Source organism: Streptomyces nogalater, from assembly GCF_039532885.1.
Lineage (GTDB): Bacteria > Actinomycetota > Actinomycetes > Streptomycetales > Streptomycetaceae > Streptomyces > Streptomyces nogalater.
In genome coordinates, this window is sequence record NZ_BAAASM010000043.1 from 34,964 (window position 1) to 56,812 (window position 21,849).

At 74.1% G+C, this 21,849-nt stretch carries 20 protein-coding genes; 7 read left to right on the forward strand and 13 right to left on the reverse strand.

The features are described from left to right. Nucleotides 1-88: 88 nt before the first annotated feature. Both ABD350_RS27150 and ABD350_RS27155 read right to left on the reverse strand, forming a co-directional pair. Entirely contained in the window at nucleotides 89-1,675 is a 1,587-nt protein-coding gene (locus ABD350_RS27150; protein WP_344351070.1) for an alkaline phosphatase D family protein, read from the reverse strand. A gap of 670 nt (nucleotides 1,676-2,345) precedes the next feature. Further along, entirely contained in the window at nucleotides 2,346-3,176 is an 831-nt protein-coding gene (locus ABD350_RS27155; RefSeq protein WP_344351072.1) for an alpha/beta fold hydrolase, read from the reverse strand. Nucleotides 3,177-3,312: 136 nt separating this feature from the next. On the opposite strand from ABD350_RS27155, the gene ABD350_RS27160 reads away from it, so the two are divergent. Both ABD350_RS27160 and ABD350_RS27165 read left to right on the forward strand, forming a co-directional pair. After that, nucleotides 3,313-4,197 (forward strand): RNA polymerase sigma-70 factor, encoded by an 885-nt coding sequence (locus tag ABD350_RS27160; RefSeq protein WP_344351074.1) that lies wholly within the window; start codon nucleotides 3,313-3,315, stop codon nucleotides 4,195-4,197. A 300-nt stretch (nucleotides 4,198-4,497) separates the two neighbouring features. Next, a complete protein-coding gene (locus tag ABD350_RS27165; protein ID WP_344351076.1) occupies nucleotides 4,498-5,259 on the forward strand; it encodes a GntR family transcriptional regulator in 762 nt (253 codons plus the stop codon). Nucleotides 5,260-5,683: 424 nt separating this feature from the next. Here ABD350_RS27165 and ABD350_RS27170 read toward each other — a convergent pair whose 3' ends face one another. From ABD350_RS27170 to ABD350_RS27180, 3 genes are all read right to left on the reverse strand, one after another. Beyond that, nucleotides 5,684-6,838 carry an ROK family transcriptional regulator gene (locus ABD350_RS27170; RefSeq protein ID WP_344351078.1) on the reverse strand — a complete coding sequence of 385 codons (1,155 nt, stop codon included), beginning with the start codon at nucleotides 6,836-6,838 and terminating at the stop codon, nucleotides 5,684-5,686. A 95-nt stretch (nucleotides 6,839-6,933) separates the two neighbouring features. Further along, nucleotides 6,934-7,590, reverse strand: a complete 657-nt coding sequence (locus tag ABD350_RS27175; RefSeq protein WP_344351080.1) for a response regulator — start codon at nucleotides 7,588-7,590, stop codon at nucleotides 6,934-6,936. Between the two features lie 14 nt (nucleotides 7,591-7,604). Beyond that, nucleotides 7,605-8,759, reverse strand: coding sequence for a sensor histidine kinase (locus ABD350_RS27180; RefSeq protein WP_344351082.1), 1,155 nt, complete (start codon nucleotides 8,757-8,759; stop codon nucleotides 7,605-7,607). A gap of 107 nt (nucleotides 8,760-8,866) precedes the next feature. Between ABD350_RS27180 and ABD350_RS27185 the strand changes: the two genes are divergently transcribed. The 3 genes from ABD350_RS27185 to ABD350_RS27195 are packed head-to-tail and all read left to right on the forward strand — an operon-like array spanning nucleotide 8,867 to nucleotide 10,985. Next, nucleotides 8,867-9,787 (forward strand): ATP-binding cassette domain-containing protein, encoded by a 921-nt coding sequence (locus ABD350_RS27185; protein ID WP_344351084.1) that lies wholly within the window; start codon nucleotides 8,867-8,869, stop codon nucleotides 9,785-9,787. Nucleotides 9,788-9,789: 2 nt separating this feature from the next. Continuing rightward, entirely contained in the window at nucleotides 9,790-10,500 is a 711-nt protein-coding gene (locus tag ABD350_RS27190) for an ABC transporter permease (RefSeq protein WP_344351086.1), read from the forward strand. A gap of 41 nt (nucleotides 10,501-10,541) precedes the next feature. Further along, nucleotides 10,542-10,985 carry a hypothetical protein gene (locus ABD350_RS27195; RefSeq protein ID WP_344351087.1) on the forward strand — a complete coding sequence of 148 codons (444 nt, stop codon included), beginning with the start codon at nucleotides 10,542-10,544 and terminating at the stop codon, nucleotides 10,983-10,985. A gap of 79 nt (nucleotides 10,986-11,064) precedes the next feature. On the opposite strand, the gene ABD350_RS27200 is transcribed toward ABD350_RS27195, so the two are convergent. The 8 genes from ABD350_RS27200 to ABD350_RS27235 all read right to left on the reverse strand — a co-directional run bounded on the left by ABD350_RS27200 (nucleotide 11,065) and on the right by ABD350_RS27235 (nucleotide 20,878). Then, entirely contained in the window at nucleotides 11,065-12,450 is a 1,386-nt protein-coding gene (locus ABD350_RS27200) for a cellulase family glycosylhydrolase (RefSeq protein WP_344351089.1), read from the reverse strand. Between the two features lie 1,228 nt (nucleotides 12,451-13,678). Then, complete coding sequence (gene mug / locus ABD350_RS27205; protein WP_344351091.1) at nucleotides 13,679-14,173, reverse strand: G/U mismatch-specific DNA glycosylase; 495 nt, start codon at nucleotides 14,171-14,173, stop codon at nucleotides 13,679-13,681. A 71-nt stretch (nucleotides 14,174-14,244) separates the two neighbouring features. After that, the gene (purB, locus tag ABD350_RS27210) at nucleotides 14,245-15,687 is read right to left on the reverse strand and encodes an adenylosuccinate lyase (protein WP_344351093.1); all 1,443 of its coding nucleotides are present in this window, start codon (nucleotides 15,685-15,687) and stop codon (nucleotides 14,245-14,247) included. 83 nt (nucleotides 15,688-15,770) lie between these two features. Then, on the reverse strand, nucleotides 15,771-16,577 hold the full coding sequence (locus tag ABD350_RS27215) for an SGNH/GDSL hydrolase family protein (RefSeq protein ID WP_344351095.1): 807 nt from the start codon (nucleotides 16,575-16,577) through the stop codon (nucleotides 15,771-15,773). A 317-nt stretch (nucleotides 16,578-16,894) separates the two neighbouring features. Then, nucleotides 16,895-17,914, reverse strand: coding sequence for a hemolysin family protein (locus ABD350_RS27220; protein ID WP_344351097.1), 1,020 nt, complete (start codon nucleotides 17,912-17,914; stop codon nucleotides 16,895-16,897). Beyond that, nucleotides 17,911-19,344, reverse strand: a complete 1,434-nt coding sequence (locus tag ABD350_RS27225) for a hemolysin family protein (RefSeq protein WP_344351099.1) — start codon at nucleotides 19,342-19,344, stop codon at nucleotides 17,911-17,913. Before ABD350_RS27225 ends, ABD350_RS27220 begins: the two co-directional genes overlap by 4 nt. A 174-nt stretch (nucleotides 19,345-19,518) precedes the next feature. Next, complete coding sequence (locus ABD350_RS27230) at nucleotides 19,519-19,944, reverse strand: GNAT family N-acetyltransferase (protein ID WP_344351101.1); 426 nt, start codon at nucleotides 19,942-19,944, stop codon at nucleotides 19,519-19,521. Nucleotides 19,945-19,990: 46 nt separating this feature from the next. Further along, entirely contained in the window at nucleotides 19,991-20,878 is an 888-nt protein-coding gene (locus ABD350_RS27235; protein ID WP_344351103.1) for an LLM class F420-dependent oxidoreductase, read from the reverse strand. 162 nt (nucleotides 20,879-21,040) lie between these two features. Here ABD350_RS27235 and ABD350_RS27240 point away from each other — a divergent pair, with 162 nt between their 5' ends. Both ABD350_RS27240 and ABD350_RS27245 read left to right on the forward strand, forming a co-directional pair. Further along, entirely contained in the window at nucleotides 21,041-21,298 is a 258-nt protein-coding gene (locus ABD350_RS27240; RefSeq protein ID WP_344351104.1) for a toxin-antitoxin system HicB family antitoxin, read from the forward strand. Nucleotides 21,299-21,349: 51 nt separating this feature from the next. Continuing rightward, nucleotides 21,350-21,724, forward strand: coding sequence for a fic family toxin-antitoxin system, toxin component (locus ABD350_RS27245; protein ID WP_344351106.1), 375 nt, complete (start codon nucleotides 21,350-21,352; stop codon nucleotides 21,722-21,724). Nucleotides 21,725-21,849 lie beyond the last annotated feature (125 nt).

Here is a 21,849-nt window from a genome sequence, read left to right on the forward strand (position 1 = left end):
CCCGCTCCGGCCCCGCCGGTCCTTCCGCCCGCCGGTCCCTCTGCGGGCCGGACCCTTTGCCGACCGGACGCTCTGCCGGCCGGTCCGCCTACTGGCCGACCCGCCCCGGCTGGAGCGTCCGGCTGAACAGCACGCCGCCGTCCTGCTCCCGCAGCCGTACCGTCAGCTCCCCGCTGTCCCCGTCGATGTCCACCTCGCCGAAGAACTGGTAGCCGCCGGCCGGCGATACGTTGGACGCGGTGGGCGCCTTGACGAACACCCGCTCCGGGCCGAACGTGCCGTCCAGCGGGCTGGCCGGGAACGCGCCGGCGTTCAGCGGCCCGGAGACGAACTCCCAGAACGGCTCGAAGTCGGTGAACGCCGCCCGCGACGGCTGGTAGTGCTGGGCCGAGGTGTGGTGCACGTCCGCCGTCAGCCACACCGTGCCGGTGACCCGCCGGTGCTTGATGAACCGCAGCAGTTCGGCGATCTGCAGCTCACGTCCGAGCGGCGCGCCGGGGTCGCCCTGGGCCACCGCCTCGAAGTGGGGCCGGCCCTCCGTCGCGTCCGGTACGACGAGACCGATCGGCATGTCGGCGGCGATCACCTTCCACACCGCGCGCGAGCGCGCCAGCTCCCGCTTGAGCCACTCCAGCTGCTCCCGGCCGAGGATGCCCTGCGGGTCGGTGGTCTGGTCGTCCGGCGAGTTGGCGTTGCGGTAGGTGCGCATGTCCAGCACGAACACGTCCAGCAGCGGGCCCTGGCGCAGCACCCGGTACACGCGGCCCTCCCTGGCGCCCGGCCGCAGCGTGCGGATCGGGAAGTACTCGCTGAACGCCCGCCGGGCGCGTGCCGCGAGGACGTCGACGCTCTTCTCGGTGTACCGGGTGTCGGTCGTGGCGATCACCTCGCCCGGGTACCAGTTGTTGCGCACCTCGTGGTCGTCCCACTGGATGACCGAGGGCACCCGGGCGTTGAAGGCGCGCAGGTTGGCGTCGAGCAGGTTGTAGCGGAAGTTGCCCCGGTACTCGGCCAGGGTCTCGGCGACCTTCGTCTTCTCCTCGGTGGTGATGTTGCGCCAGGTGCCGCCGCCGGGCAGCGCCTGGGCAGAGGGGATCGGATTGTCGGCGTATATGTTGTCGCCACTGCACAGGAAGAAGTCGGGGTCCAGCCTGGCCATGGCGTCGTAGATGCGGTAACCGCCGAGGTCGGGGTTGATGCCCCAGCCCTGGCCGGCCAGGTCGCCCGACCACAGGAAGCGCACGCCGTCCCGGCGGCGCCGGGAGACCGTGCGGAAGGTGCCGGTGACGGGTTCGCCGGTGCGGCGCGGGTCGTCGGGGTCGGCGAGCAGCACGCGGTAGTGGATCCGCTCGCCGGACGGCAGGCCGTGCAGGCGGGTGGTGCCGGTGAAGTCCGTGCCGGCGCCCAGCAGCGGACCGTGCCACCGGCGCGGGGCGCGGAACGACTCGGTGGGCGAGGTCTCCACGACCATCCGGGCGGGCCGGTCCGCCCGCACCCACACCAGGCCCGAGTCGGTGGTCACGTCACCGGTCTGCACCCCCCAGCGCGCCTCGGGTCGGCCGGAACGGGCGAACGCCGGGGCGGCGCCGAGGCCGGCGGGCAGGGTCAGGGCCGCCGACGCGGCGAGCGAGCCGCGCAGAACGCTGCGGCGGCCCGGGGACGGGCGGTGGGACATGGCTGCGCCTCCAGGGACGAGATCCGGCCAGTGTGCGCAGCCACACCTACTGGTGCGGCACGGCGCACACACGAACCGGAGATGAACACCCGTCGCCGGCAGGCGCCGCCGACACCGCGCGCGACAGCGGACGACCGGTCTCACCGCCCGGCTGCCGCGCCCCTGCTCGCGTCGGGTGATGGGTGTCGGTGGCTGCCGTGCGGGGGTGGATTTCCGTCGTTGGAGGGGCCGTCGGCATCGCGGGCGGCGGCGGATGACCGGGTTGGCCGCCGGGCCGCCGTGTCCTCGCCGGGTCGGGTGATGGGTGTCGGTGGCTGTCGAGCGGGCGCACCTTCCGTCGTTGGAGGGGCCGTCGGCATCGCGGGCGGCGGCGGATGACCGGGTTGGCCGCCGGGCCGCCGTGTCCTCGCCGGGTCGGGTGATGGATGTCAGTGGCTGCAGGTCGGAGGTGAAGTCCTGTTGCCGGGAGGGCCGTCGGCGCTGCGGGTGACGGCGGACGACCGGCCTCGCCGCCCGACCAGCCGTGTCCTCGCCGGGTCGGGCGATGGGCGTCAGTGGCTGCCGACCGGGGTGTACTCCCGTCGCTGGAGGGCCGTCGGCATCGCGCGCGGCGGCGGACGACCGGACTCGCCGCCCGGCCGTCGAGCCCCGCACGTTCCGGCGACGCGCGTCAGCGGCTGCCGTCCAGGAGTACCCGTGCCACCAGCGCCGGGTCGTCGTTCATCGGGACGTGGCCGCAGCCGGGCAGCCGCACCAGCCGGGCGTGCGGGATGAGCCGCTTGGCGCGGATGCCCTGGCGGGGCACGAGGAGCCGGTCCCGGGCGCCCCAGGCCACGGTGACCGGCAGGCCCGGCACACCGTCGGTGAACCGGACAGCGGCACCCGCCCGCAGGGTCGCCGTGAAGCCGGTGGCCGCCGCGAGCGCGCGCGTCTCGGCGACCACCGCGTCCGGCGAACGGCGCGCCGGGCGGGCGTAGATGGTGCTGGTCAGCGCCGTACGACCGGCCGCCGTGCGGGACAGCCCCGTCACCACCGGCGGCGGCAGCCGCCGGGCGATGCCGCGCATGCCGAGCAGCACCGCGAAGGCGTACCGTCGCTCCGCCTGTGACCAGAAACCGGCGGGGGAGAGGGCCGTGACGGACCGTACGAGCTTCTCCCGGCCCAGTTCGAGGGCGAGCAGGCCGCCCAGCGAGTTTCCGGCGACGTGCGGGCGGTCCAGTTCCAGCGCCTCGAACAGGGCGCCGAGCACGGCGTTGGTGGTGGGCAGGTCGTAGGCCAGACCGTCCGGCAGCCCCGGGGACGCGCCGAACCCCGGCAGGTCCACGGCGATCACCTCGCGCTCGGTGGCCAGGATGTCCACGACCGGGTCCCAGGCCTGCCGGTGGTGGCCGATGCCGTGCAGCAGGACCAGCGGTTCGCCGCGGCCCACGCGCGCGTAGGACACGGTCACCTCGCTCGGGCCGTGGGGGGCGGGGACCTGGAAGGAGACGGTGGCGGACATGGGGGTGCTCCTCGTCTGTGCTGCCGACGGACGCCGTAGACAGCTTGTCAGCAATCCCCTACCGGCGGGTAGCCCTCCGCGGACGCCCACCCGAATCCGGGTGGACACCGGCAGGCCGGTCCGATGGGATGGCCCCGTGACCACGCAGCCCGCCACCGATGTCTTCGAAGAACACCGGCCCCTGCTCATGGGAGTCGCCTACCGCATGCTCGGCCGCGTCGCCGACGCCGAGGACGTCGTCCAGGAGGCATGGCTGCGCTGGTACCACGCCGACCGCGCGGAGGTCCGCGAACCGCGCGCCTACCTGGTGCGCGTCACCACCCGGCTGGCCATCGACCGGCTGCGCCAGGCACAGCGGCGCGGCGAGGCCTACGTCGGCCCCTGGCTGCCGGAGCCGTACCTGACCGAGTACGCCGACACCGCCCCCGACTCCGCCGACCGCGCCGTGCTCGCCGACACCGTCTCCCTCGCCGTCCTGGTCGTCCTGGAGTCGCTGTCCCCGCTGGAACGGGCGGTGTTCGTGCTCAGGGAGGCGTTCGGCTACCCGTACGCCGAGATCGCCACGCTGCTGGAACGGACCGAGCCGGCGGTACGGCAGCTCGCCGGACGGGCCCGCCGGCACGTGGCCGAACGACGCCCGCGCTACGACGTCGAACCCACCCGCCGCCGGGAACTGACCGAACGTTTCCTCGCCGCCGCCGGCGAAGGCGACCTGGAGGGGCTGATGTCCCTGCTCGCCCCGGACGTCCGGCTGGTCGGCGACAGCGGCGGCAAGGCCAAGGCGCCGGTGCGGATCCTGCACACCGCCGACAAGGTCGGCCGCTTCCTCGTCGGCGCCGCGCGCACCGCCCCGGCCGACCGGACCTACCGCGTCCTGGAGGCCAACGGCGGCCCCGCCCTGCTGATCCTGACCGGCGGCAAGCCCGACAGCCTGTTCCAGGTGGACATCGCCGACGGCCGCATCACGTCCGTCTACATCATCCGCAACCCGGACAAGCTCCGGCACCTCACCGGCCACTGAGCCGACGCCCCACCGCGGCCCCCGCCGCCCCACCGCGAGCCCCCGCCGTCCCGACGGGGGCTCCGCCGTACCCCGGGCGCCCTCGCGGTACGACGGGAGCTTTGCCGCGATGTCACACACACCGACGCGCGCGAACGCCTCGTGAACGCTGCGCTGCCGGCCGTCCGGATACGGGCCGGGCGACCGAGGATTGGTCTTGACCAAGGGTGTGCGCCGCCCTATGGTCGCAGAGAAGTGCAACAACCTTTAATAAACAAGGGCGCCAAAAACCGCCGGACCACGGCTCTTGCGGAGGACAGGGTGGGGACCACGCAGCTGGAATCGGTACCGGAACCGAAGTACTGGCATCTCAAGACCGTGCTCAGCGAGGCACTCGACTCCGAGTTCTCGGTCGGCGAGATCCTGCCCAACGAGCGTGAACTGGCCGCCCGTTTCGGGGTGGCCCGCGCCACGCTCCGCCAGGCCCTCGAACAGCTGGAGCTGGAGGGCCGGCTCCAGCGCCGGCGCGGGGTCGGCACCACCGTCGCGCCCCCGCGCGTGGGCGTGGCCGTCGGCACGGAGCAGCACGTCTGGCCCGGCGCCGCCGGAGACGCCTGGCAGCCCGTCGACAGCGCCCAGGCGGTGCCGCCCGCCGCGGTCGCCGCCGCCCTGGAGACCGGCGCGGACGAAGCCGTGCACATCGTGCGCCGCTCCCGGATGTCCCACGGCCAGCAGGTCGCCACCGAACTGCTCTACATCCCGGCGGCCTCGGTGCCCGGCCTGACCGCGATCGACGCCCCCGCCGGCGCGGCACGCGCGCGTGCGGTGCTGCGGGAGCTTCAGCACCTGCCGCTGGAGGGGGAGGACCGCGCGGTCGAGCTGGGTTCCGCGCGCGCGGACGACGCCAGGGCACTGGACCGGCTCCCCGGCTCCCCGGTCCTCGTCCTCACCACCCGCTTCTTCGCCCAGGGCCGCACCGCCGTCCTGTCGGTGGCGACCTACCGCGCCGACACCTGCCGGCTCACCTTCGGCGACTCGGCGGGAGTGGAGATACACCACGACCCGGAGCAGCGGGCCTCCTGACCCCCGTCCCGCCCGGCACCCCGGGCGGGACGCGGAGTTCCCCGGCGCGGGGCCGCGCACCGAAGACCTCGGGACCACCCCGGCGGTACACCGACGCGCGCCCACGCCACGGCCACGTTCAGCCGAGCCGGCCCCACGCTCGCGGCACGGCCCCGTTCCCCGGGCCACCGCACCGAAGGGATGCCGGCCCGCGGCCGAATCCGGCCAGAGCGCCGCCGCGGCCGTATCACGATCCGCGCGCGTGTCACGGCTGGGCCCGGCCAGGACGCCGCCGCGGCCGTACGGCGACCCGCGCTCACGTCACGGCTCGGCTCCGCCAGGACGTCGCCGCGAAGGCACGCCGGTCCGCCCGCACGTCACGGTCGCGTTCGGCCGGGTCGTCGCCGTGGTGGTACCAGGAGCCGTACTCACCCCACGGCCGGGCTCAGCGCCGCGCCACCGTGCCGTCCACGGTGAACAGTTTCTCCTCCACATGGTCCAGGGCCAGCCGCAGCGCCCCCGTGGCCACCGCCGCCTCGCCCAGCAGCGACAGCGCCACCCGGGGCGGACGCAGGCAGTAGCGGGCCAGTTCGCGGCGCAGCGGCTCCAGGACACCGTCCAGGCCGGCCGCCCAGCCGCCGATCACGACCAGCTCCGGATCCAGCGCCAGCACCAGCGCGGCCACGTCGTGCACCAGCCGCTGGATGAACCGCTCCACGGCCGCCCGCGCCCGCAGATCGCCGCCGCGGGCCAGCGCGAACACCTCGGCGACCGCCTGCTCGTCCAGCGGGTGCAGCGGCTCGTCGGTGGTGGACAGCAGCGCCTCCGGTGTCGCCTCCCGGCCCAGCAGGTGCAGCGCGCCGATCTCCCCGGCAGCGCCGCCGTACCCCCGGTGCAGCCGCCCGCCGATCAGCGAACCGGCCCCGGGGCTCAGCCCGGCCAGCACGAACACCACGTCGTCCGTCTCGGCCGCCGCCCCCTTCCAGTGCTCCGCGAGCACCGCCGCGTTGGCGTCGTTCTCCACCAGCACCGGGCAGCGGAAGGACCGGCTCAGCCGCTCCCCGAGCCGCAGCCCCGTCCAGCCGGGCAGCGCCGTGCCCAGCCGTACCGTGCCGTCCGCCTCCACGATGCCCGGCGTGCCCACGCCCACCGCGCGCAGCGAGCCGCGCGCGACCCCGGCCCGGCGCAGCAGCTCGGCGACCGCGCCGCGCAGCCGGTCGAGCCGCTCGTCCGCCGGGGCGCCCGCGCCGACCTCCTTGGCCTGCGCGCCCAGCACCCGGCCGTCCAGGTCGGACAGCAGCGCGGCGACCCGGTGCGGCCCGATCTCCAGGCCCAGCAGATGACCCGCCTCGGCCCGGAACCGGAACCGTCGTGCGGGCCGCCCCTGCCGGCGTGTGCCGCCCTCGTCGGCCGCCGTCTCCACCACGAGACCGGCCTCGATGAGCCCCTCCACGACGCCTTCGACGGTCGGCCGGGACAGTCCGGTGACCCGGGTGACCTCGGTGAGCGTCGCGCAGTCCGTCGCGCGCAGCGCGTGCAGCACCACCGCGGAATTGATCCTTCGCAGCAGCGAGGGATCGCCGCCGGTCAGCTGCCCCACCGTCCGTCCTCCCAGCTCGCGGGCGTGTTGGCCGGATCGTACTCGGCCGCGGGCACCCCGGCGAGTGCCGGGTTCCGCGCACGGTCGCGGCCCGCTCAGCCCGGCTCCACGAACCCCGACTCGTAGGCCGCGATCACCGCCTGCGTGCGGTCGCGCGCGCCGAGCTTGGCCAGGACGGCGCTCACATGCGACTTCACCGTCTCGGCGCTCACCACCAGGCGGGCGGCGATCTCCGCGTTCGACAGCCCGCGGGCCATCAGCCGCAGCACCTCCGCCTCCCGCTCGGTCAGCCGGGCCCGCTCCAGCGTGGCCCGCGCCGGCCGGCCGCCGTCGCCGTACCGGGCGGCGAGCCGGCGTACGGAGGCCGGGAACAGCAGCGAGTCGCCTGCCGCTGCCAGCCGCACCGCGTGCACGATCTCGGCCGGGCGGGCCCGCTTCAGCAGGAACCCGTCGGCACCCGCGCGCAGCGCCTCGTACACGAACTCGTCGTCCTCGAAGGTGGTCACGACCAGGATCTTCGGCGGATCGGGCACCGTCCGCAGCACCGCGCGCGTGGCCTCGATACCGTCCATCAGCGGCATCCGGACGTCCATCGCGACCACGTCGGGGCGCAGTTGGCGTACCAGCGGGATGACCGCCGCGCCGTCGGCCGCCTCGCCCGTCACCTCGATGTCGGGCTGCGCCTCCAGCACGGCCCGCAGACCCGCGCGGACCAGGGGTTCGTCGTCGACGAGCAGGACGGTGACCGGCATTCGGCCAGCCTAGATCACCCGAGCGGCAGTTCCGCCCGCACCCTCCAGTCGCCCGCCTCCGGGCCGGTGACGGCGGTGCCGCCGAGCAGCGCGGCCCGCTCCCGTATGCCCCGCAGACCGCTGCCCCGCCCCGGGCCGGGTATCGCGCCCGGCAGCGGATTGCGCACCTCCAGGGCGAGCGTGCCCCCGGCGACCGCGACCCGGACCCGCACCGGCACCGCTCCCGCGTGCCGCAGCGCATTGGTGAGGGCCTCCTGGAGGATGCGGTAGCCCTCGCGGGACACCGGTCCCGGTACGGCCTCCACCGGACCCGTCACCTCGGCGTCGACCTTCGCACCCGAGGCCCGAGCCGACTCCAGCAGCCGGCCCGCGTCGGCCAGGGTGGGCCGCGTGCTCAGCGGCCGCTCGGCCTCCCGCAGCACGCCCAGCACCCGCTCCAGGTCCTCCAGCGCGGCCCGGCCGGTGTCCTCGATGGCGGCCAGCGCCCGGTCCGTGAACTCCGGATCACCGGCCGCCCGCGCGGCACCCGCCTGCACCACCGCCAGCGTCAGGGCGTGCCCGATCGAGTCGTGCAACTCCCGCGCGATCCGGGTGCGTTCCAGCAGCTGCTCGGTGCGCTGCTCCAGCGCGGCCAGCCGCTCGGCCGCCGACGGCCCGAGCAGCCGGCGCGCGGCGGCCGTGATCAGCTCGCCGAGACCGACGGCCACGCCGTAGAGGACGACCAGCGGCAGCGGCGTCAGCAGGGCCCAGGCGGGGTGCGACGGCAGCCGGTCCAGCAGCGGCATCCCGACGGGCGGTCCGCCCCATGCGCACAGCGCCAGTTCGAAGGCGGCGATGGGCAGCCACACGGACGCGAACATGGCCGCGGCGCCGAGCACCATGCGCAGCTCCAGCCACAGCACCGTGCGCAGCCGGTCCCGCCAGGTCGCCGCCGGCGCCTCGGAGATGCCCGGCTCCGGCTCCCCGGGCGTGAGCATCAGCCGCGCCTGCACCCCCTCGCCCCGCCGCACCGCGGGCACCAGACCGAGCGGGACGAGGAACAGCGCGGGCATCCACGGAGTCGACGGGTCGACGAAGAGCCAGACGCTGACCATCAGCATCGGCACCCACAGATGCAGCATGCGCGTGTACGTCGTCGCGCACAGCAGCGGACGCAGAAGGCGGACCATGGACTCATCGTCGCAGCCGGCACCGACAACGGGCCTCCCCCGCACGGGGGAGACGATCCCCCCCGGCAGGGGAGGACCAGGCTGCCGCGCCCGGCCAGGCTGGCGCCATGACCAGCATCGACGTACGCGACCTCACCAAGGAGTACGGCGGCCGGCGGGCCGTGGACGGCCTCACCTTCAGCGTCCGCCCCGGCCGGGTCACCGGCTTCCTCGGCCCCAACGGCGCCGGGAAGTCCACGACCTTCCGCCTCCTTCTGGGCCTCGACCGGCCCACCGCCGGTACCGCCACCATCGGCGGCGACGCCTACGCCCGGCTCCGTGAACCCCTGCGCCGGGTGGGCGCCCTGCTCGACGCCCGGGCCGCGCACGGCTCCCGCACCGCCCACGCCCATCTGCTGGCCCTCGCCACGAGCAACCGGATACCCGCCCGCCGGGTCGACACGGTCCTGGAGGAGACCGGCCTCGCCGCCGTGGCCCGGCAGCGGGTGCGGACGTACTCCCTCGGCATGCGGCAGCGGCTCGGCATCGCCGCCGCCCTGCTCGGCGACCCCGAGGTGGTCCTGCTCGACGAACCCGCCAACGGCCTCGACCCCGAGGGCATCGTGTGGATCCGCACCCTGCTGCGCCGGCTCGCGGCCGAGGGCCGTACGGTCCTGGTCTCCAGCCATCTCATGGGGGAGACCGCCGCGTTCGCCGACCACCTGCTGATCCTCGGCCGGGGCCGTCTCCTCGCCGACACACCGGTCCGGGACTTCATCCACGCACGCGTACGGCCCCAGGTGCGCATCCGCACCACCGATCCCACCGCCCTGGCCGATCTCCTCGCCCGTCACGGCCACGACGCCTCCCGCGAGGAGGACGGGGCCTGGGCCGTGCGGCACGCGCGTGTGGACGACCTCGGCCGGCTGCTGTCCGAGGCGGGCGTACCCGTCCTGGAACTCACCGCCCGGGAGGCCACCCTGGAGGAGGCCTACCTCGATCTGACCGCGTCCGAAGCCGAGTTCACCGCACCGCGCCAGGAGGCCTGACCATGCCTTTCGTCCCCGTCCTCCACGCCGAGTGGATCAAGATCCGTACCTTGCGCTCCCAGTGGGGCGCCCTCGCCGCGATCCTCCTCGCCACCGCCGCGTTCTCGGCGCTCGCCGCGGCCGACGCCGACGACGCGGACCCGCTGTTCTCGGTGTTCTTCGGTGTCGGCTTCGGGCAGATCGCCGCGGTCGCCTTCGGTACGACGGCTGTCTCGTCGGAGTTCCGCGGCGGCGCGCTGCGGCTGACGCTGGCCGCGGTGCCCGACCGGGGGCGCTGGTTCGCCGCGAAGGCGACGGCGATCGCCCTGCCGGCGCTGGCCGTCGGGCTGCTCACCGGGTGCGTCACGCTCCTGGTGGGCCGGGCCGCCCTCGGTACGTCCGCGCCCGGCTGGGCCGAGGGAGTGCGCGGTGCGGTCGGCTGCGGTGTGCACCTGACGCTGATGGCCCTGTTCGCCGCGGGACTGGCGGCCGTGCTGCGCAGCGGAGTCGCCACCCTCTCCGTGCTGATCCCGTTCCTGCTGATCGTGTCCTTCGTCATCGGCGACCTGTCCGGCTCGGTCGCCGACTTCCTTCCCGACCGGGCCGGCCAGGTCGCCCTGCACAGCACCTGGGACGGCGCCCTCGGCCCGTGGAGCGGGCTCGGGGTGGCCGCGGTGTGGACGGCGGCGGCCCTCGCGGCGGGCGCCTGGAGCGTGCGGCGCCGGGACGCCTGACGGAGGACCAGTTGTCAGTGGTGCCCGCTTTACTGGACCGCATGGACATCGCGGAGTGCCTGACCCTCATCGAGTCGCTGTGCGCCCGGGAGTTCCCGGCGGTGCCCGGCAGGACGGAGCACGGCGAGAGCGGGCCCGGCTATCACATAGCCGCCTTACAGACCAGCGAGGAGTTCTGGGAGGACGGCGGCAGCGAACGGGAGGAGACGCAGGCGCAGTACGAGGCCGACCGGGACGGCCTCGCCGAGCGGCTGGCCGAACGGTGGGGCAGTCCCCGGCACTTCAGCCTGTACAGCGTGTTCGACCGGACCATGGCGGGCGAGGAGATCGCCGAACCCTGGGCCGGGCTCAGCGGTCACGTCCCGGACGTCCTGCTGTGGCGGGCGCCGGAGACGGACCGCTGGATCGCCCTCGGTGTCTCCCAGTGGGACAAGGAGTTGCCCTTCCAACTGCTCGGCACAGTCACGGAGACGGACCCGCCGTGAGGCGGGTCCGGACCGAGACCGATTGGGAGCGCTCCCAATCCCCGGTGCGGGGCGCCGGTCCGCCGGAGCCCCGCCGGAGTCAGCTGGTGGGGAAGGAGTCCGCGGTGCTGATGCGGCTCTTGATCAGCGCCCCGGACTCGGTGAGCACACCGCTGCTGCTGTAGTCGGTGCCGTCGCAGGTGCCGGGCTTGAGCGCCGCGCTGCTCTCGTCGGCGTCGGAGTAGGTCCAGTTCGCATAGCTGATCTTCAGCTGGTCGAGCAGGTCCAGCCAGGCCGTGGTGCCGGCCCGGTCCATCGTCCCGCCGCCGGTGGCGCTCACCGTGCCGAACTCGGTGACGAACAGCGGCAGCTTGGAGGCCGCCCGGCTCACCGTGGCGCGGTAGTTGTCCTTGTGGCTCGCGGCGTAGAAGTGGAACGCGTACATGATGTTGGTGGCGTTGACCGGGCTGTTGACGACCTCGGTCTCGTTCGAGCCGTCCGAGACGCCCAGCGAGGACCAGCCCCGGGTGCCGACGATGATCACGGCGTCCGGGTCGGCGGCCCGGATCACCGGGATGACCTGCTCGGCGTAGTTCTTGATGGCCGACCAGCTCACGCCGTTGGGCTCGTTGGCGATCTCGTAGATCACGTTCTTCTTGGCGGCGTTGCGGGCGGCGACGGAGGTGAAGAACGTCTTGGCGCGGTCCAGGTTGTAGTTCGGGTCGCCCGGGGTGAGGGTGTGGAAGTCGATCAGGGCGTACATGCCCCGGGCCTCGGCCATGTCGACGAGGCTGTTCACGCGGCTGGTGAAGCCCGCCGGGTCGGTCTCGTAGCCGTTCTCCTGCACGTACATGGCGATGCGCAGCAGGTCCGACTTCCAGTCCTTCGCCAGCGCGTCCAGGGAGGCGCCGTTGTAGCACTTGCTGAACCACTGGATGCCGTGCGTGCTCATGCCCCGCAGCTGGATGGGGCGGTTGTGCTGGTTGCACAGGTTGACGCCGCAGACGTGCAGCTGGCCGTTGACGCCCACCGGGGTGCCGTTGCCCGGGTTGGGGTCGGGGTTGGGCGGCGGGTCCTCCACGGAGCCGGTGCAGGCGACTCCGTTCAGGGTGAAGGCCGAGGGCTTGGGGTTGGCGCCGGTGAAGGAGCCGACGAATCCCAGATCGGTCGACGCGCCGGTGGCCAGGGTGCGGTTCCAGTCGACACCGGTGGCGCCGACCGTGGAACCGGACTGCGACCAGGTGGCGTTCCAGCCCTGGACGAGCTTCTGCCCGGCGTCGGGCAGGGTGAACCTCAGCGTCCAGCCGGAGACCGGGTCGCCCAGGTTGGTGACCTTCACCCCGGCCTGGAAGCCGCCCTGCCACTGGCTGGTGACGGTGTAGTCGACCTTGCAGCCGGCGGCGGCCGCCGCCGGCTGGGGGCTGAGCAGTGCCGTGAGACCCACAGCCGTGGCGCAGGTCGCCAGCAGGGCCACAATGCGTTTCAAAGCGTTCCTCCTCGTGTGAAGCGGGAACAGCGGGATGGGAGCGCTCCCAAAGCCCATCGGCCCGAGACCGTACACCGGCGGATCCAGGCGCGTACAGACGTACGACGGTGAACGATGAGGCGCCGGGAGTGATCGCTGCTCAGAGGCGGTCACACACGAAAGGCGCTACGCGGCCTGCCCGGCCTTCCGGGCGTCGGGGCCGGGCCGGTCGGGGATCGGGCGGGTCAGCCGGTCGCGCTGCCCGGTGGTTCAGTCGGCTGCGCCGGACCGGAGGCCGGCGGGCCGCGGCGGACCGCGTGGGTCAGCCGGTCGTGGCGACCCGGCGGTCGGCCGGTCACGCCGGACCGCACGGTCAGTCGGTCGAGTTGGCCGGGAGGTCGGCCTGTGGTGGCGGCCTGGTGGGTGGGCTGGGCACGCCGGTGCGGGGGCCAGTGGGTCGCGGCGGGCTGCATGGGTCAGTCGGTCGGGTTGGCCCGGAGGTCGGCCGGTCGCGGCGGCCCGGTGGGTGAGCTGGGTACGCCGGTGTGGGGGCCAGCGGGTTGCGGCGGACCGCGTGGGTCAGTCGGTCGGGTTGGCCCGGAGGTCGGCCGGTCGCGGCGGCCCGGTGGGTGGGCTGGGTACGCCGGTGTGGGGGCCAGCGGGTTGCGGCGGACCGCGTGGGTCGGTCGGTCGGGTTGGCCCGGAGGTCGGCCGGTCGCGGCGGCCCGGTGGGTGGGCTGGGTACGCCGGTGTGGGGGCCAGCGGGTTGCGGCGGACCGCGTGGGTCGGTCGGTCGGGTTGGCCCGGAGGCCAGTCGGTCGAGTTGGCCGGGAGGTCGGCCTGTGGTGGCGGCCTGGTGGGTGAGCTGGGTACGCCGGTGCGGAGGGCAGTGGGTCGCGGCGGACCGCGTGGGTCAGCCGGTCGCGGCGGACCGGAGGCCGGCGGGCCTCGGCGGACCGCGGGGTCAGGCGGTCGTGGTGGCCCGGTGGGTGAGCTGGGCACGCCGGTGCGGGGGCCAGCGGGTTGCGGCGGGCTGCATGGGTCAGTCGGTCGAGTTGGCCGGGAGGCCGGCCGGTCGTGGCGGCCTGGTGGGTGGGCTGGGCACGCCGGTGCGGAGGGCAGCGGGTTGCGGCGGACCGCATGGGTCAGCCGGTCGGGTTGGCCCGGAGGTCGGCCGGTCGCGGCGGACCGCGTGGGTCAGTTGGTCGAGTCGGTCCGTAGGGCAGCCGGTCGTGCCGGTCCGGGCAGGTCAGTCGGTCGTGGTGGCTGCCTCGCGCAGGCGGCTGAACTCCGCCGCCATCGTGGTGGTGGTCCAGTGCGCGTTCAGCCCGCTGGGGTTGGGCAGGACCCAGATCCGGGTGCCGCCGATGGTCCGCTCCTGCGGGCCCACCTTGGCCGTGCGGTCGTCGAACGCGGCGCGGTAGGCGGTCACGCCCACGACGGCCAGCCACCCCGGCCGCAGCCGCGTGACCTTCTCGGCCAGCAGCCGCCCGCCCTCGACGTACTCCTCGGCGGTCAGCTCGTCCGCCCGCGCGGACGCCCGGGCCACGACGTTGGTGATGCCGAGCCCGTAGGACAGCAGCTCCCGCTGCTCGGCCGGCCTCAGCAGCCGGGGAGTGAAGCCGGACAGGTGCAGCACCGGCCAGAAGCGGTTGCCGGGGCGGGCGAAGTGGTGGCCGGTCGCGGCCGACATCAACCCGGGGTTGATACCGCAGAACAGCACGCGGAGGCCGTCCGCGACCACGTCCGGGACGAGACGGTCGCGGGCGGCCTCCAGCTCCGCCTGGGTGAAGCGCGGGGTGCGGGGTGCGCGGGTCAGAGGATCGCTCCCGGGGTGTAGGCGGCCGCCTCGGGGCGCTGCTTGACGATCTCCTCGATCCGGGCGACGACCGCGCCGACCTGGTCGGCGGCGGCGCCGGTGAAGGACAGCTTGTCGGCCATCAGCGCGGCCAGCTGCTCCCGGTCGAGCGGCAGGCGCTCGTCGGCGGCCAGCTTGTCGAGCAGATCGTTGCGCTCGGCACCCTGCTCGCGCATCGCCAGCGCCGTGGCGACCGCGTTCTCCTTGATCGCCTCGTGCGCGACCTCCCGGCCGACACCGGCCCGCACCGCGCCCATCAGCACCTTGGTGGTCGCCAGGAACGGCAGGTAGCGGTCCAGCTCGCGGGCGATCACCGCGGGGAAGGCGCCGAACTCGTCGAGCACCGTCAGGAACGTCTCCAGCAGGCCGTCCAGCGCGAAGAAGGCGTCCGGCAGGGCCACCCGGCGCACCACCGAGCAGGACACGTCACCCTCGTTCCACTGGTCGCCCGCCAGCTCGCCGGTCATCGAGGCGTAGCCGCGCAGGACGACCATCAGACCGTTGACGCGCTCGCAGGAACGGGTGTTCATCTTGTGCGGCATCGCCGAGGAGCCGACCTGGCCCGGCTTGAAGCCCTCGGTGACCAGCTCGTTGCCGGCCATCAGCCGGATCGTCTTGGCCAGCGACGAGGGGGCCGCCGCGAGCTGCACCAGCGTGGTGACGACCTCGTAGTCCAGCGAGCGCGGGTAGACCTGGCCGACGGAGGTGAAGGCCTGCGAGAAGCCGAGGTGCCCCGCGATGCGGTGCTCCAGCTCGGCGAGCTTGGCGGCGTCCCCGCCCAGCAGGTCCAGCATGTCCTGCGCGGTGCCGACCGGGCCCTTGATGCCGCGCAGCGGGTAGCGGCCGAGCAGTTCCTCGATACGGCCGTAGGCGACGAGCAGTTCGTCGGCGGCGGTCGCGAACCGCTTGCCGAGGGTGGTGGCCTGCGCGGCCACGTTGTGCGAGCGGCCGGCCATGACCAGCTCGGCGTACTCGCCGGCCAGCTTGCCCAGGCGCGCCAGCACGGCCACCGTACGGTCGCGCATCAGCTCCAGCGAGAGCCGGATCTGCAGCTGCTCGACGTTCTCCGTGAGGTCACGGGAGGTCATGCCCTTGTGCACGTGCTCGTGCCCGGCGAGGTCGTTGAACTCCTCGATCCGCGCCTTCACATCGTGCCGGGTGACTTTCTCGCGCTCGGCGATCGAGGCCAGGTCGACGGTGTCGAGGACGCGTTCGTAGTCGGCGATCGCCTCGTCCGGCACCTCGATGCCGAGGTCCTTCTGGGCCCGCAGCACGGCGAGCCAGAGCCGGCGCTCCAGCCTCACCTTCTGCTCGGGCGACCACAGCGTGGCGAGGTCGGCGGAGGCGTACCGTCCGGCGAGGACGTTCGGGATGCGGGGCTTGGCGGGCGCTGAAGTCACGTGTCCAGAGTCTACTGGCGATTCGTGCAGGCCAGCGCCACGGCCCGGATGGGCGGAAGCTACGAGACGTACGCCACTTCGGGCTAGGCCCGGGCCTCGTACGGCAGCAGTTCCGGGCGCTTGGGCGGGCGGCCGTCGCCGGAGGAGCGGCCGGTCAGCCGGCGGCCTATCCACGGCAGCAGGTGCCGCCGGGCGAACCGTACGTCGGCGATGCGGCGCGTCACCCAGTCCGGCGGGGCCGTCGCCGCCATCGGCACATGCCACTCGGCGTCCTGGGGCTCGTACCCGAGCGTCTGCCAGACCGCCTCGGCGACCCGGCGGTGCCCCTCCGCCGTCAGATGCAGCCGGTCCACGTCCCACAGCCGGGGGTCGGCCAGCGCGGGCGCGCCGTACAGGTCGACCACCAGGGCGTCGTGCTTGGCGGCCAGCTCGTCCACGTGAGCGAACAGCTGCTCCATGCGCGGCCGGAACCGCTCCAGCACCGGGCCCTGGCGGCCGGGGCTGCGCATCAGCACCAGCCGCTCGCAGGAGGGTGCCAGCCGCTCCACGGCCTCGGTGAGCAGATCCCGGACCCGGACCATGTCGCACTTGGGGCGCAGGGTGTCGTTCAGCCCGCCGACCAGGGTGACGACGTCGGCCCGCATGGCCGCCGCCACCTCCACCTGCTCGTCGACGATCTGCCCGATCAGCTTCCCGCGGACGGCGAGGTTGGCGTAGCGGAACCCGGGCGTGCGGGCGGCCATCCGCGCGGCGAGGACGTCCGCCCAGCCCCGGTAGGAGCCGTCGGGCAGCAGGTCCGACATGCCCTCGGTGAAGGAGTCGCCGACCGCGACCAGGCTGGTGTAGGGGGGAGAGGTGGGGGAGATGGGGGAGGTGGGGTTCGTCTGCATGGCGACAGCGATGGTATCCCGGCGCCATACCCGCCGGTCGGTCCCCCCACAGACGGCACCGCCCCACCCACGACCTCCGGCACGACGACCCGCCGGCGTCACCCGGGTCTCGGCCCCCGACGCGGAGGCCCGCCCGTACCACCGGTGGTCTCGGCCCTCACCCCGCCGCAGGCCCCCGTCGGCCGTACCCCGCAGCAGGCCTCGTCGGCCTCACCGCCGGCACAGGCCCCGGTTGCCCTCACCCCGGCGCAGGCCCCCGCCGCCCCCCACTCCGGCGCGGGCCCCGTCGGCGTCGCCCGGCGCCGATCCCGTAGGTGTCACCCCGGTGTGGGCTGGCCGAAGAGTTCCCGTAGGACGTCCTCCATGGTCACCAGGCCCGCCAGGCGGCCGTCGTCGCCGAGCACGGCGGCCAGGTGGGTGCGGCTGCCGCGCATCGCGGTGAGCACGTCGTCCAGCGGGGTGCTCTCCCGGACCCGCGCGATGGGCCGCATGTCCCGCAGCCGGAACGGCATGTCCCGGGGTGAGGCGTCCAGCGCGTCCTTCACGTGCAGGTAGCCCACGATCCGGCGTCCGGTGTCGACCACCGGGAAGCGGGAGAACCCCGACTCGGCCGACAGCCGCTCCACCTGTTCCGGGGTGACGCCGACGCGCGCGTAGACCACCCGGCGCAGGGGTACGACCACGTCCCGTACCGGCCGGCTGCCCAGCTCCAGGGCGTCGTGCAGGCGTTCCTGCGCCCGGTCGTCGATCAGGCCCGCCTGGCTGGCGTCCTTGACGATCTCGGCGAGTTCGGTGTCCGTGAAGGTGGCCGACACCTCGTCCTTGGCCTCCACCCGCAGCAGCTTCAGCAGCCCGTTGGCGAACGCGTTGATCGCGAAGATCACCGGACGCAGCGCCCGGGACAGCGTGACCAGCGGCGGGCCGAGCAGCAGCGCGCTGCGCACCGGTTCCGCCAGCGCGATGTTCTTGGGCACCATCTCGCCGAGCAGCATGTGCAGATAGGTGGCGAGGGCCAGCGCGATCACGAAGGACACGGCGTGACCCGCGCCCGCCGGCACGCCCACCGCGTGGAACACCGGCTCCAGCAGATGCGCGATCGCCGGTTCGGCGACCACGCCGAGCACCAGCGTGCACAGCGTGATGCCGAGCTGGGCGGCGGCCAGCAGCGCGGACACGTGCTCCAGGCCCCACAACACGCTGCGGGCGCGCCGGTCGCCCTCCTGGGCCAGCGGTTCGATCTGCGAGCGGCGCACCGAGATCAGCGCGAACTCGGCGCCCACGAAGAAGGCGTTGACGACGAGGGTCGACAGGCCGATCAGCAGTTGTACGGCGGTCATCGCGTCCCCTCCCGCGTCCCACGGGCCCCGCCGGCCCCGTGGCCGTGTCCGGTCCTGTCCCGCCATCTGGTCCCGGCGCCCCGTCCGGTTCCGCCGCCCGCTCCGGCCACGCCGGTCCGTTCGTCGTCCAGGGGTGCGTGCAGCAGCAGCCGGGCGGCCCGGCGGCCGGAGGCGTCCACGACGTCGAGGCGCCAGCCGGCCACCTCGACGCTGTCACCCGCCGCGGGTATCCGGCCCAGCTCGGTGGCGACGAGGCCGGCCAGCGTCTCGTAGGGCCCCTCGGGCGCGCGCAGTCCCACGCGCGCGAGCTGGTCGGTGCGGACGGCGCCGTCCGCCGCGTACAGGGCGCGGCCCCGCTCGTCGGCGCCGGCCGGGGCGAGGTCGGCCGTCTCGTGCGGGTCGTGCTCGTCCCGCACCTCGCCGACGACCTCCTCCACGATGTCCTCCAGGGTGGCCACGCCGGCCGTGCCGCCGTACTCGTCGATGACGACGGCCATGGTGCGCCGGCCGCCGAGCCGGTCCAGCAGCCGGTCGACGGTCAGCGACTCGGGCACCAGCAGCGGCTCGCGCATGATCTGCGCGACCGTGCGGTGGCACCGCTGGTCGGCGGGGACGGCCAGCACGTCCTTGATGTGGGCGGTGCCGACGACGGAGTCCAGGCTGCCCCGGTAGACCGGGAACCGGGACAGTCCGGTGGCCCGGGTGGCGTTGGCCACGTCCTCGCAGGTCGCCTGCATGTCCAGGGCGACGACCTGGACGCGCGGCGTCATCACGTTCTCGGCCGTGAGGTCGGCCAGGTTCAGGGTGCGGACGAACAGCTCCGCGGTGTCCGGCTCCAGCGCGCCCTCCTTGGCGGAGTGCCGGGCGAGGGCGGCCAGCTCCTGCGGGCCGCGCGCGGAGGCCAGTTCCTCGGCCGGTTCGACGCCGAGCCGGCGTACCAGGCGGTTGGCCGTGTTGTTCAGGTGGGTGATGAAGGGCCGGAAGGCCGCGCTGAACCAGCGCTGGGCGTTGCCCACCCGCTTGGCCATGGTCAGCGGCGAGGAGATCGCCCAGTTCTTCGGCACCAGTTCGCCGACGACCATCAGGACGACCGTCGACAGGGCCGTGCCCAGCACCAGCGCGACCGAGGCCGCCGTGGACCGGGACAGTCCCAGCGCCGTGAACGGCCCGGCGAGCAGCCTGGCGATGGAGGGCTCGGCGAGCATGCCGACCACCAGGTTGGTGACGGTGATGCCGAGCTGCGCGCCGGAGAGCTGGAACGTGAGGTTCCGTACGGCCTTCAGGGCGCCCTGGGCACCGCGCTCGCCGCGGGCGGCGGCCCGCTCAAGCTCGCCGCGTTCCACCGTGGTCAGCGAGAACTCGGCCGCCACGAAGGCGCCGCAGGCCAGCGACAGCAGGATCGCCACCAGGAGGAGGAGCACTTCGGTCATCGGGTCACCCCCGTCCCAGGATCGGACAGGGTGGGGGAGTACGCGCGGTGTCGCGCACTGGGAGGCTCGCCCATGGGCGGACGCTCACAACCTTTCATAGAGGGCCGAGTGCTCCCTCAAGAGTAAAGGATGGGCAAAGAAGCCTCCCGGTCCTCCCGTCCCGGCCTCCCGGTCTCAGCCCGTGAGCGGCTTCACCCAGCGCCGCCAGTGCTCCTCGGACCGGTACCCGGCCGCGCCCCAGGCGTGGTGCGCGGCCTCGTTGCGGACCAGCACCATCGCGTCCGCGCGCCGCCCGCCGAGCCGTACGAACCGCTCCTCGGCGGCGGCCAGCAGCGCCGAGCCGATGCCCTGCCGCCGCCGCTCCGGGTGCACCGCGAGCCGGTACAGATGGCACCGCCAGCCGTCGAAGCCGGCGATCACCGTGCCCACCAGCTCACCGCCTCGCTCGGCCAGGAGCAGCGCCCCGGGGTCGCGGGCCACCAGCCGCTCCACCCCGGCGCGGTCGTCGCTGATGCTCGTCCCCTCGGCGGCCGTCTTCCAGAAGGCGAGCACGGAGCCGAGGTCGGCGGGAACGGCGGCACGTATACGCAGGTCGGTCATGCCCCCATCATGATCGGGAACGGCTCGCGGGCCTACCGGGTTTCCGTCACGCGGACTCCTCGCGCAGCCGTGCCATCACCGGCGCGAACGCCTCCATGAACGGCTCCAGCACGGTCAGGTACGTGAACCCGTACCGATCCCGCTGCGCCCGCACCTTCGCCACCACGTCCTCCAGCGGACCGGCCAGCACGATGGGCAGGGCCACCGCCCGCTTCAGGGGCAGTCCGGGCTGCCGTTCCAGCAGGGGCCTGAGCACCGGCTCGGGGTCGTCGGCGACGGCCACCAGCTGGATCAGCAGGTTCAGCTCGGCGGGCGCCGCCCGGTGCTCCGCCAGCGCGCGGTAGCGGGCCACCCGCTCGTCCAGCTCCTCGGCGGTGAGCGGGTCCAGCGTGCCGGGCGTGTCTCCCGGCCGGGCCCCGGTGAAGGCCGCGATGTCGGCGTGCCGGGCGGTCAGCCGCAGCATCCGGTCGCCGTTGGCGCCGATCAGCACCGGCACCCGGGACTGCGCGGGCCGCGGCCGGTGGTCGTCCGAGCCGAGCAGCCGGTCCAGTTCCGCGACCGTCCGCTCCAGGTGGTCCACCCGCTCGCGCGGCGAACCGTACGGCAGCCCGGCCGTCTCGTGCTCCGCCCGCACGTACCCGGTGCCGAGGCCGAGTTCGAGCCGGCCGCCGGTCAGCGCGTCCGTGGTCGCCACCTCGCGGGCCAGCAGCGCCGGGTTCCAGAAGCCCGCGTTGAGCACGAACGTGCCGACCCGCGGCCGCTCGGTGGCCTGCGCCGCCGCGACCAGCGCGGGGAACGGCGCGGGCAGGCCGAGGTGGTCCGGGACCAGGATCACGTCGTAGCCCAGTTCCTCCGCGCGCCGGCACTTGGCGCGCCACTCGTCGGCGGGTGCGGGGTCCAGCAGGTTGACTCCGAAGCGGAACGGACGTGTCATGAACTCTCCCCGGTAGACGATGACTTGATCCGGTGCGATTCCATCATGTCCGCGCCGGCCTGCTCATCGGCGTTGTTCAGCGTGCGTACCGGCGCACGGCACCGGGCCCCGTGCCACCGTGCGCCCTTGCCGCTGCTAGCGCCCTGGCGCTAGCGTCGGGGTATGGCGAAGACCCAGCTGAACGTGCGCGTGGACGAGGGCACCGCCCGGGTGGCCCGCGAGCGCGCCCTGGCCCGTGGCATGAGCGTCAACCGCTACATCGAAGAACTGGTCAGACAGGACGCCGGGGAGACGGGCCGCACGTTCGTGGAGGCCGCCGCCGACTTCATGAAGCAGTACGAGTCCGTGTTCGCCGAGGAGTTCGCCGACGCGCACGGCACCGGACCGGGGAAGGCCGCCCCTGACCCGTCCCTCCCCTGAGGCCCCTTCCCGAAGCCGACCCGCCCGAGCCGACGCCCTGAAGCGGATTCCTTGAACGATCTCCGTATCGACCTCGCCTGGCTGCTCATGCTCGCCGAAGAGAAGACCCCGGGGGACCCGCAGGTCACCGACTGGGGTGCCCTGGTCGCCGCCGTCGCCCGGCACCAGGCCGAGATATTCGGCGTCCCCGTCTACGCCGACCCGTACGCCCGCGCCGCCTCCCTGCTCCAGCTGCTGATCCACGTCCCCGCCCTGGAACGCGCCAACGCCCTGTTCGCCTCCGCGGTCGCCTACGCCTATCTGATCGCCAGCGGCGAGAAGATCGCCACCACCCCCGAGCAGGTCCGCGACCTGGCCCGGCTGGTGAAGGACGGCGCGGCCGGCGTCGAGGACATCGCGCGCGAACTGCGCGGCTGGAGCGGCTGACCAGCGCCCGCCCGGCCCGCCTGTCCCCGCCGGGCCGCCGAGGTCCTGACAGCGGGTGAAGGTCTCGAACCCGCAGGTCCGGATCGCCTCCGTCGCCGGTGCGGGCAGCTCGTCGACCCGTGCCC